The 10,757-nt window shown below is 62.6% G+C and carries 9 protein-coding genes; all 9 read left to right on the top strand.

The genetic code is table 11. The features are described from left to right. Nucleotides 1-24: 24 nt before the first annotated feature. The 9 genes from rpoC (at nucleotide 25) to rplW (ending at nucleotide 10,751) form a co-directional block, all read left to right on the top strand. Complete coding sequence (rpoC, locus tag GO606_RS09735; RefSeq protein ID WP_169118080.1) at nucleotides 25-4,254, top strand: DNA-directed RNA polymerase subunit beta'; 4,230 nt, start codon at nucleotides 25-27, stop codon at nucleotides 4,252-4,254. Between the two features lie 131 nt (nucleotides 4,255-4,385). Continuing rightward, nucleotides 4,386-4,763 (top strand): 30S ribosomal protein S12, encoded by a 378-nt coding sequence (gene rpsL, locus GO606_RS09730; protein WP_011237968.1) that lies wholly within the window; start codon nucleotides 4,386-4,388, stop codon nucleotides 4,761-4,763. A gap of 32 nt (nucleotides 4,764-4,795) precedes the next feature. Next, nucleotides 4,796-5,266: a 30S ribosomal protein S7 gene (gene rpsG / locus GO606_RS09725; protein ID WP_011237969.1), complete on the top strand. Its 471-nt coding sequence runs from the start codon at nucleotides 4,796-4,798 to the stop codon at nucleotides 5,264-5,266. A 106-nt stretch (nucleotides 5,267-5,372) separates the two neighbouring features. Beyond that, nucleotides 5,373-7,469, top strand: a complete 2,097-nt coding sequence (gene fusA / locus GO606_RS09720; RefSeq protein WP_169118079.1) for an elongation factor G — start codon at nucleotides 5,373-5,375, stop codon at nucleotides 7,467-7,469. A gap of 28 nt (nucleotides 7,470-7,497) precedes the next feature. Continuing rightward, nucleotides 7,498-8,688, top strand: coding sequence for an elongation factor Tu (tuf, locus tag GO606_RS09715; protein WP_169118078.1), 1,191 nt, complete (start codon nucleotides 7,498-7,500; stop codon nucleotides 8,686-8,688). Nucleotides 8,689-8,747: 59 nt separating this feature from the next. Next, entirely contained in the window at nucleotides 8,748-9,059 is a 312-nt protein-coding gene (rpsJ, locus tag GO606_RS09710) for a 30S ribosomal protein S10 (RefSeq protein ID WP_011237971.1), read from the top strand. Between the two features lie 113 nt (nucleotides 9,060-9,172). After that, nucleotides 9,173-9,817, top strand: a complete 645-nt coding sequence (gene rplC / locus GO606_RS09705; protein ID WP_169118077.1) for a 50S ribosomal protein L3 — start codon at nucleotides 9,173-9,175, stop codon at nucleotides 9,815-9,817. A gap of 11 nt (nucleotides 9,818-9,828) precedes the next feature. After that, a complete protein-coding gene (gene rplD / locus GO606_RS09700) occupies nucleotides 9,829-10,449 on the top strand; it encodes a 50S ribosomal protein L4 (protein WP_169118076.1) in 621 nt (206 codons plus the stop codon). Further along, on the top strand, nucleotides 10,446-10,751 hold the full coding sequence (gene rplW, locus GO606_RS09695) for a 50S ribosomal protein L23 (RefSeq protein WP_011237974.1): 306 nt from the start codon (nucleotides 10,446-10,448) through the stop codon (nucleotides 10,749-10,751). The genes rplD and rplW overlap by 4 nt, the downstream gene beginning before the upstream one ends. The last annotated feature ends 6 nt before the right edge of the window (nucleotides 10,752-10,757 follow it).

Genomic DNA, 10,757 nt, shown 5'->3' with positions numbered 1-10,757 from the left:
ACGCATGCCTCGATGGAGTGATTTATGAAAAGCCTGCTCGCTGACCTGTTCAAGCAAACCCTGCCGAACGAAGACCAGTTCGACGCGATCACGATCGGCCTTGCGTCGCCGGACAAGATCCGCTCGTGGTCGTACGGCGAAGTCAAGAAACCCGAGACGATCAACTACCGCACGTTCAAGCCCGAGCGCGACGGCCTGTTCTGCGCGAAGATCTTCGGCCCGGTCAAGGACTACGAGTGCCTGTGCGGCAAATACAAGCGCCTCAAGCACCGTGGCGTGATCTGCGAGAAGTGCGGCGTCGAGGTGACGCTGTCGAAGGTGCGCCGCGAGCGCATGGCGCACATCGAGCTCGCCAGCCCGACCGCGCACATCTGGTTCCTGAAGAGCCTGCCGAGCCGTCTCGGCATGGTGCTCGACATGACGCTGCGCGACATCGAGCGCGTGCTGTACTTCGAAGCCTTCGTCGTCGTCGAGCCGGGCATGACGCCGCTCAACCGCGGCCAGCTGCTGACCGAGGACGACTACCTCGCGAAAGTCGAAGAGTACGGTGACGACTTCGATGCGCTGATGGGCGCCGAGGGCATCCGCGGCCTGCTGCGCACGCTCGACGTCAAGCTCGAGATCGAGAAGCTGCGCGGCGACCTCGAGACGACCGGCTCCGAAGCGAAGATCAAGAAGTTCTCGAAGCGCCTGAAAGTGCTCGAAGCGTTCATGCAGTCGGGCATCAAGCCCGAGTGGATGATTCTCGAAGTGCTGCCGGTGTTGCCGCCGGACCTGCGTCCGCTGGTGCCGCTCGACGGCGGCCGCTTCGCGACCTCCGACCTGAACGACCTCTACCGTCGCGTGATCAACCGGAACAACCGCCTGAAGCGGCTGCTCGAGCTGAAGGCGCCGGAGATCATCGTGCGCAACGAGAAGCGCATGCTGCAGGAGTCGGTGGATTCGCTGCTCGACAACGGCCGTCGCGGCAAGGCGATGACCGGCGCGAACAAGCGTCCGCTGAAGTCGCTCGCCGACATGATCAAGGGCAAGGGCGGCCGCTTCCGCCAGAACCTGCTGGGCAAGCGCGTCGACTACTCGGGCCGTTCGGTCATCGTCGTCGGCCCGCAGCTGAAGCTGCACCAGTGCGGCCTGCCGAAGCTGATGGCGCTCGAGCTCTTCAAGCCGTTCATCTTCAACAAGCTCGAACTGATGGGCCTGGCGACGACGATCAAGCAGGCGAAGAAGATGGTCGAGAGCCAGGAACCCGTCGTCTGGGACATCCTGGAAGAAGTCATCCGCGAACATCCGGTGATGCTGAACCGCGCGCCCACGCTGCACCGCCTCGGCATCCAGGCGTTCGAGCCGGTGCTGATCGAAGGCAAGGCGATCCAGCTGCATCCGCTCGTCTGCGTCGCGTTCAACGCCGACTTCGACGGCGACCAGATGGCCGTCCACGTGCCGCTGTCGCTCGAAGCGCAGATGGAAGCCCGCACGCTGATGCTGGCGTCGAACAACGTGCTGTCGCCGGCGAACGGCGAGCCGATCATCGTGCCGTCGCAGGACATCGTGCTGGGCCTGTACTACGCGACGCGCGAAGGCGTGAATGTCGCTGGCGAAGGCATGGCGTTCTCCGACGTCGGCGAGCTCAAGCGCGCGTACGAGTCGAAGCAGCTGTCGCTGCACGCCCGCGTGTCGGTGCGCCTGAAGGAAGTCGAAGTGTCCGCTGAGGGCGAGCGGCGCGAGAAGATCACGCGCTACAACACCACCGCCGGTCGCGCGATGCTGTCCGAGATCCTGCCGCCGGGACTGCCGTTCAGCGTGCTCGACAAGCCGATGAAGAAGAAGGAAATCTCGAAGCTGATCAACGCCTCGTTCCGCCGCTGCGGGCTGAAGGAAACGGTCGTGTTCGCCGACCGGCTGATGCAGTTCGGCTTCCGTCTGGCGACGCGCGCGGGCATCTCGATCGCGGTCAAGGACATGCTCGTGCCGAAGCAGAAGGACGTGCTGATCCATGCGGCCGAGCAGGAAGTGAAGGAAATCGCGCGGCAATACACCTCCGGTCTCGTGACCGACGGCGAACGCTACAACAAGGTCGTCGATATCTGGGGTCGTGCCGGTGACCAGGTCGCGAAGGCGATGATGGACCAGCTGGGCCAGGAAGACGTCGTCAACCGCAAGGGCGAGAACGTCAAGCAGGAATCCTTCAACTCGATCTACATGATGGCGGACTCGGGCGCGCGCGGTTCCGCAGCGCAGATCCGTCAGCTCGCCGGCATGCGCGGCCTGATGGCGAAGCCGGACGGCTCCATCATCGAGACGCCGATCACGACGAACTTCCGCGAAGGCCTGAACGTTCTGCAGTACTTCATCTCGACGCACGGCGCCCGTAAGGGTCTGGCCGACACCGCGCTGAAGACCGCGAACTCGGGTTACCTGACGCGCCGTCTGGTCGATGTGACGCAGGACTTGGTCGTCACCGAGGACGACTGCGGCACGCGCGACGGCTTCGTGATGAAGGCGCTGATCGAAGGCGGTGAAGTCATCGAGCCGCTGCGCGACCGGATCCTCGGCCGCGTTTGTGCCGAGGATGTCGTGAACCCGGAGTCGCAGGAAACGGTTATCGAAGCCGGCTCGCTGCTCGACGAGGATGCGGTGGACCTGATCGAGAGCCTGGGTATCGACGAAGTCAAGGTGCGCACTGCATTGACGTGCGAAACCCGCTACGGCCTGTGCGGCAAGTGCTACGGCCGTGATCTCGGCCGCGGCTCGCAGGTGAACGTCGGCGAAGCGGTCGGTGTGATCGCCGCCCAGTCGATCGGTGAGCCGGGCACGCAGCTGACGATGCGGACGTTCCACGTCGGCGGCGCGGCGTCGCGGGCTGCCGCCGCGAGCGGCGTCGAATCGAAGTCGGCCGGTACGGTGCGCTTCGCCGGCAACATGCGTTACGTCTCGAATGCGAAGGGCGAGAAAGTCATCATCGCGCGCTCGGCCGAGATTGTCGTTGCCGATGACATGGGTCGCGAGCGCGAGCGCCACAAGCTGCCGTATGGTGCGACGCTGCTGGTCGACGACGGCGCGCCGATCAAGGCCGGGGTGCTGCTGGCGACGTGGGACCCGCACACCCGTCCGATCGTCACCGAATACTCCGGCACGGTGAAGTTCGAGAATGTCGAAGAGGGCGCGACTGTCGCGAAGCAGATCGACGAAGTGACCGGTTTGTCGACGCTGGTCGTCATTGACGGCAAGCGCCGCACGAGCGGCGCGTCGTCGAAGGGCGTGCGTCCGCAGGTCAAGCTGCTCGACGAGCGGGGCGAGGAAGTCAAGATCGCCGGCACCGACCATTCGGTGGCGATCACTTTCCAGGTCGGCTCGCTGATCACCGTCAAGGACGGCCAGGAAGTGAGCGTCGGCGACGTGCTCGCGCGGATTCCGCAAGAATCGGCGAAGACCCGCGACATCACCGGTGGTCTGCCGCGCGTGGCGGAGCTCTTCGAAGCGCGTCCCCCGAAGGACGCCGGCGTGCTGGCGGAATACACCGGCACGGTGTCGTTCGGCAAGGACACCAAGGGCAAGCAGCGCCTCGTCATTACCGAGGCCGACGGGACGGCGCACGAATTCCTGATCCCGAAAGACAAGCACGTCATGGTCCATGACGGCCAAGTCGTCAACAAGGGTGAGCTGATCGTCGATGGGCCGGCCGACCCGCACGACATCCTGCGTCTGCAGGGAATCGAGGCGCTGGCGCGCTACATCATCGACGAGGTGCAGGACGTGTATCGCCTGCAGGGCGTGAAGATCAACGACAAGCACATCGAAGTGATCGTTCGCCAGATGCTGCGCCGGGTGGTCATCAACGACGCGGGCAATTCACGCTTCATCCGCGAGGAGCAGGTCGAGCGTTCCGAAGTGCTCGACGAGAACGACCGCATCGAGGCCGAGGGCAAGCTGCCGGCACAGTACCAGAATGTCCTGCTGGGTATCACCAAGGCCTCGCTGTCCACCGACTCGTTCATCTCGGCGGCATCCTTCCAGGAAACGACGCGTGTGCTGACCGAAGCGGCAATCATGGGCAAGCGCGACGATCTGCGCGGACTGAAGGAAAACGTCATCGTCGGCCGCCTGATTCCCGCAGGTACCGGCATGGCATATCACCGCAACCGCAAGGCGCAGAACGCAGGGGAGGATCTGGGCCCCGAGCACGCATGGGCGGAAATGCAGGAAGTGCCGCCGGAGGTGCCGGCCGACGTCTCGCAGGGCGTGCAGGCCGGTTGACGTAGAGCCGTATTTCAGGATAACATCCGGCCTCTTTTTGTGGGCTGACCAATCGTAGTCAGTCGCAGCCGGAATCAACCGCCCGAGGCGGCCCGTGGGGGCGCCTCGGTATAATGGAAAATTCTCAAGCTATGCCAACAATTAATCAGCTCGTCCGCAAGCCGCGGCAACTGGCCGTCATCAAAAGCAAGGTGCCGGCACTCGATGCATGTCCGCAAAAGCGCGGCGTATGCACGCGGGTCTATACGACCACGCCGAAGAAGCCGAACTCCGCGCTGCGGAAAGTCGCCAAGGTGCGCCTGACCAACGGCTTCGAGGTCATCTCCTATATCGGTGGTGAAGGCCACAACCTGCAGGAGCACTCGGTGGTCCTGATTCGTGGTGGCCGGGTCAAGGACTTGCCGGGTGTGCGTTACCACATCGTGCGCGGTTCGCTTGACCTGCAGGGCGTCAAGGATCGTAAGCAGTCCCGCTCGAAGTACGGCGCGAAGCGCCCGAAGAAAGCCTAATTGTCGGCATTCAGAAATAGCTAGAGGTTGTCATGCCCCGTCGTCGCGAAGTACCGAAGCGTGAAATCCTGCCCGATCCGAAGTTCGGCTCGCAGGACGTATCCAAGTTCATCAATGTGATCATGCAGGCCGGCAAGAAATCCGTCGCCGAGCGTATCGTCTATGGCGCGTTTGCGCAGATTTCCGGCAAGGCTGGCAAGGATCCGCTCGAGGTGTTCTCGTCGGCGGTTGCCAACGTCAAGCCGGTTGTCGAAGTCAAGAGCCGCCGCGTCGGCGGTGCGAACTACCAGGTGCCGGTCGAGGTGCGTCCGTCGCGCCGCATGGCCCTGTCGATGCGCTGGCTGCGTGAAGCCGCCCGCAAGCGCGCCGAGAAGTCGATGGCCCAGCGCCTCGCCGGCGAACTGCTCGAGGCCGCGGAAGGGCGCGGTTCGGCAATGAAGAAGCGCGAGGAAGTGCACCGCATGGCCGAGGCGAACAAGGCGTTCTCTCACTACCGTTTCTAAGTTTCCGGAACGGTGGTTAATCGGGCCCTGGCAAGGGCTCGATTGTTTTGTGACAAGACAAATGGATTTTCGCGCAGCGCGCGAATTCTCTAAGGCAGGATAGATCGTGGCTCGCAAGACTCCCATTGAGCGTTACCGCAACATCGGTATTTCGGCTCACATTGACGCCGGCAAGACAACGACGACCGAGCGCATCCTTTTTTATACCGGCGTGAACCACAAGATTGGTGAAGTTCACGACGGCGCCGCGACGATGGACTGGATGGAGCAGGAGCAGGAGCGGGGGATCACGATCACCTCGGCTGCGACCACCTGCTTCTGGAAAGGCATGGAATTGTCTTATCCGGAGCATCGATTCAACATCATCGATACACCGGGACACGTCGATTTCACGATCGAAGTCGAACGTTCGATGCGTGTCCTCGATGGCGCATGCATGGTGTACTGCGCGGTCGGTGGCGTGCAGCCGCAGTCCGAAACGGTGTGGCGCCAGGCGACGAAGTACAAGGTGCCGCGTCTCGCGTTCGTCAACAAGATGGACCGCCAGGGGGCAAACTTCTTCAAGGTCGTCGACCAGATGAAGCTGCGTCTCAAGGCGAACCCCGTGCCGATCGTGATTCCGATCGGGGCGGAGGAGAATTTCGTTGGTGTCGTCGACCTGGTCCGCATGAAGGCCATCTATTGGGATGAGGCTTCCCAGGGCATGAAGTTCGACTACCGCGAGATTCCGGCCGAGCTTCAGGCGTCGGCCGAAGAGTGGCGCGAGAAGATGCTCGAGGCCGCTGCCGAAGCCAGCGAAGAGCTGATGAACGAATATCTCGAGAATGGCGATCTGCCGCACGAGAAGATCGTAGCCGGCCTGCGTCAGCGCACGATCGCCTGCGAAATCCAGCCGATGTTGTGCGGTACGGCGTTCAAGAACAAGGGCGTTCAGCGGATGCTCGACGCTGTCATCGAATTGCTTCCGTCGCCGGTCGATATCCCCCCGGTCTCCGGCGTCGATGACTACGAAAAACACGTCGAGCGGCGTGCGGACGATTCCGAGAAGTTCGCCGCGCTCGCGTTCAAGCTGATGACCGACCCGTTCGTCGGCCAGTTGACGTTCGTGCGTGTGTATTCCGGCGTGTTGAAATCCGGCGAGACGGTGCTGAACTCGGTCAAGGGCAAGAAGGAGCGCATCGGCCGGATCCTGCAGATGCACGCAAACGAGCGGCAGGAAATCAAGGAAGTGCTGGCCGGCGACATCGCGGCATGTGTCGGCCTGAAGGAAGTGACCACTGGTGAAACGCTGTGTGATCCGTCGGCGCCGATCATCCTCGAACGCATGATCTTCCCGGAGCCGGTGATCCACGTCGCCGTCGAGCCGAAGACCAAGGCGGACCAGGAAAAGATGGGTATCGCGCTCGGGCGCCTGGCGGCGGAAGATCCGTCGTTCCGCGTCCGGACCGACGAGGAGTCGGGCCAGACGATCATCTCCGGGATGGGCGAGTTGCACCTCGAAATTCTCGTCGATCGGATGAAGCGCGAATTCAACGTCGAAGCGACGGTCGGCGCGCCGCAGGTGGCGTACCGCGAAGCGATTCGCAAGTCGGTCGAGCAGGAAGGCAAGTTCGTCAAGCAGTCCGGCGGTCGCGGTCAGTTCGGCCACGTGTGGATCAAGCTCGAGCCGAACGAAACCGGCAAGGGCTACGAGTTCGTCGACGCGATCAAGGGCGGTGTCGTGCCGCGCGAATACATTCCGGCGGTCGACAAGGGCCTGCAGGAAACGCTGCCGAACGGCGTGCTGGCCGGCTTCCCGGTCGTCGACGTCAAGGTCACGCTGTTCGACGGTTCGTACCACGATGTGGATTCGAACGAAAACGCGTTCAAGATGGCCGCTTCGATGGCGTTCAAGGATGCGATGCGCAAGGCGAGCCCGGTGCTGCTCGAGCCGATGATGGCAGTGGTCGTCGAAACCCCTGAGGACTACATGGGCAACGTCATGGGAGATCTTTCCGGTCGTCGCGGCATCGTCCAGGGTATGGACGACCTGCCCGGAGGCATGAAAGAGGTCAAGGCCGAAGTGCCGCTCGCGGAGATGTTCGGCTACGCGACGCAGCTGCGGTCGCTGACCCAGGGCCGCGCGACGTACTCGATGGAATTCAAGCACTATTCCGAGGCGCCGAAGAGCGTTGCGGAAGCGGTGATCAACAATCGCAAGTAATCAACGAACCGAAGCGAGGAATTGAGCAATGGCGAAAGGCAAGTTTGAGCGGACGAAACCGCACGTAAACGTCGGGACGATCGGTCACGTCGACCACGGCAAGACCACCCTGACGGCGGCGATCACGACGATCCTGTCGAAGAAGTTCGGCGGCGAGGCGAAAGCCTACGACCAGATCGACGCGGCGCCCGAAGAGAAGGCGCGCGGCATCACGATCAACACCGCTCACGTCGAGTACGAGACCGCCAACCGTCACTACGCGCACGTCGACTGCCCCGGTCACGCCGACTACGTCAAGAACATGATCACCGGCGCGGCGCAGATGGACGGCGCGATCCTGGTGTGCTCGGCCGCCGACGGCCCGATGCCGCAGACGCGCGAGCACATCCTGCTCGCCCGCCAGGTCGGCGTGCCGTACATCATCGTGTTCCTCAACAAGTGCGACATGGTCGACGACGAGGAGCTGCTCGAACTCGTCGAGATGGAAGTGCGCGAGCTGCTGTCGAAGTACGACTTCCCGGGCGACGACGTGCCGATCGTCAAGGGCAGCGCGCTCAAGGCGCTCGAAGGCGACCAGAGCGACATCGGCGAGCCGGCGATCATGCGTCTCGCGGACGCGCTCGACAGCTACATCCCAACCCCGGAGCGCGCGATCGACCGGCCGTTCCTGCTGCCGATCGAAGACGTGTTCTCGATCTCGGGCCGCGGCACGGTCGTCACCGGGCGCGTCGAGCGCGGCATCGTCAAGGTTGGCGAGGAAGTCGAGATCGTCGGCATCAAGCCGACCGTCAAGACCACCTGCACCGGCGTCGAGATGTTCCGCAAGCTGCTCGACCAGGGCCAGGCGGGCGACAACGTCGGCGTGCTGCTGCGCGGCACCAAGCGCGAAGACGTCGAGCGCGGCCAGGTGCTGTGCAAGCCCGGTTCGATCAAGCCGCACACCCACTTCACCGGCGAAGTGTACGTGCTGTCGAAGGAAGAAGGCGGCCGCCACACGCCGTTCTTCAACAACTATCGTCCGCAGTTCTACTTCCGCACGACTGACGTGACCGGTTCGATCGAGCTGCCCGAAGGCACTGAGATGGTGATGCCGGGCGACAACGTCTCGATCACCGTCAAGCTGATGGCGCCGATCGCGATGGAAGAAGGCCTGCGTTTCGCGATCCGCGAAGGCGGTCGCACCGTCGGCGCCGGGGTCGTCGCCAAGATCATCGAGTAATTGCTCGCATTTCCCCGGGGCTCGTTGCCCCGGGTTTTCGCTCTTTCAGGATTTTATCCATGCAAAACCAGAAGATTCGCATCCGTTTGAAGGCGTTCGACTACCGGCTGATCGATCAGTCCGCCCTCGAGATCGTCGATACCGCCAAGCGCACGGGTGCGGTGGTCCGCGGCCCCGTGCCGCTGCCGACCCGTATCGAGCGTTTCGACCTGCTGCGTTCGCCGCACGTCAACAAGGCGTCGCGCGACCAGTTCGAGATCCGCACTCATCAGCGCCTGATGGACATCATCGATCCGACCGACAAGACGGTCGATGCGCTGATGAAGCTGGATCTCCCTGCCGGGGTTGATGTCGAGATCAAGTTGCAGTAAGCCGCTCTAGTTGCGGAGTTTTGCGAAAGGCCGGTATAATCCGGCCTTTGCGCCTTTGGGCGCAATTTACGTGATAGGGCCCGGTCAATCGTAACCGGGGACAGGAGAAGAAGATGAGTCTAGGCCTTGTGGGACGCAAGGTTGGCATGACTCGCATCTTCGCCGAGGACGGCAGGAGTGTCCCGGTGACGGTGCTTGACGTGTCCAACAATCGTGTGACCCAAATCAAGACGCCTGAAAACGACGGTTATGCCGCCGTGCAGGTGACTTTCGGCAAACGCCGCGCGAGTCGGGTTGGAAAGCCCCTTGCCGGGCACCTTGCCAAGGCCGGCGTCGAAGCCGGTCATATGCTCAAGGAATTCCGTGTCGAAACCGAGCAGGTCGCTGGCTTCAAGGCTGGTGACGTCGTCGGCGTCGACCTCTTTGCGGTCGGGCAGAAGGTGGATGTCACCGGTACGTCGATCGGCAAGGGTTTTTCCGGGGTGATCAAGCGGCACAACTTCTCGTCGAACCGCGCGTCGCACGGCAACTCCGTGTCGCACAATGCGCCGGGCTCGATCGGCATGGCTCAGGATCCGGGTCGGGTTTTTCCCGGCAAGCGGATGGCCGGACAGTACGGCAACACAACGTGCACCACTCAGGGTCTCGAAGTGGTCCGCGTCGATGTTGAGCGTCAGTTGCTCCTGGTAAAGGGGGCTGTACCCGGCTCGAAGGGCGGCGACGTGATCGTCCGCCCGGCGGTCAAGGCCCGTGGCTGAGCGAGGGCGTAATGGAACTTAAATTATTGAATGATCAGGGCGCGCAGGCGGCAACGCTGCAGGCCTCTGATGCGCTGTTCGGGCGCGACTACAACGAAGCCCTGATCCATCAGGTCGTCGTGGCGTACATGGCCAATGCCCGCTCGGGTAACCGCGCGCAGAAAGGCCGTTCGGAAGTTTCCAAGTCGACGCGCAAGCCGTGGCGCCAGAAAGGCACTGGCCGCGCTCGTGCCGGTATGGCGTCGAGCCCGCTGTGGCGCGGAGGCGGCCGGATTTTCCCGAATTCGCCCGAAGACAACTTCTCGCAGAAGCTGAACCGCAAGATGTACCGCGCCGGTGTGGCGTCGATTCTTTCGCAGCTCGCGCGTGAAGACCGCCTGGCAGTCGTCGAGAACTTCAGCGTCGAGGCGCCGAAGACGCGCCTGCTGTCGCAGAAGCTGAAAGGCATGGGGCTCGATTCGGTGCTGGTCATTACCGATGAGTTCGATGAAAACCTGTTCCTGTCGTCACGGAACCTGCACAAGGTGCTGGTTCTCGAGGTCAGTGAGACGGATCCGGTGTCGCTTGTGCACTACGACCGGGTCATCGTGACCAAGGGTGCGCTGGCCAAGATGGAGGAGGCCTGGCAATGAGCGGATTTAGCCAAGAGCGTCTGATGCAGGTGCTGCTCGCGCCCCAGATCTCCGAAAAGGCGACGTATGTCGCCGACAAGAACGAGCAGGTTGTGTTCAAGGTTGCGTCGACCGCGACCAAGCCCGAAGTCAAGGCGGCTGTCGAATTGCTCTTCAAGGTTGAAGTGAAGTCGGTGCAGATTGCGAACGTGAAAGGCAAGGTCAAGCGTTTCGGCAAGATGACCGGCCGCCGCAAGGACTGGAAGAAGGCGTTCGTTTGCCTCAAGCCGGGCCAGGAAATCAATTTCGCGGCCGGGGAGTGAGGAATC

Origin of the sequence: Aromatoleum anaerobium (assembly GCF_012910705.2) — a bacterium.
Taxonomy (GTDB): Bacteria; Pseudomonadota; Gammaproteobacteria; order Burkholderiales; family Rhodocyclaceae; genus Aromatoleum; species Aromatoleum anaerobium.
Note: the sequence above shows the minus strand (reverse complement) of the source record. Positions and strands in the feature narration are given on the sequence as shown.

Bases quoted from the DNA above. Each gene is read 5' to 3' on its own strand.
- tuf (WP_169118078.1), top strand. From the start codon at position 7,498: ATGGCGAAAGGCAAGTTTGAGCGGACGAAACCGCACGTAAACGTCGGG.
- rpsG (WP_011237969.1), top strand. From the start codon at position 4,796: ATGCCCCGTCGTCGCGAAGTACCGAAGCGTGAAATCCTGCCCGATCCG.
- rplW (WP_011237974.1), top strand. From the start codon at position 10,446: ATGAGCGGATTTAGCCAAGAGCGTCTGATGCAGGTGCTGCTCGCGCCC.
- rpsJ (WP_011237971.1), top strand. From the start codon at position 8,748: ATGCAAAACCAGAAGATTCGCATCCGTTTGAAGGCGTTCGACTACCGG.
- rpsL (WP_011237968.1), top strand. From the start codon at position 4,386: ATGCCAACAATTAATCAGCTCGTCCGCAAGCCGCGGCAACTGGCCGTC.
- rplD (WP_169118076.1), top strand. From the start codon at position 9,829: ATGGAACTTAAATTATTGAATGATCAGGGCGCGCAGGCGGCAACGCTG.
- rpoC (WP_169118080.1), top strand. From the start codon at position 25: ATGAAAAGCCTGCTCGCTGACCTGTTCAAGCAAACCCTGCCGAACGAA.
- rplC (WP_169118077.1), top strand. From the start codon at position 9,173: ATGAGTCTAGGCCTTGTGGGACGCAAGGTTGGCATGACTCGCATCTTC.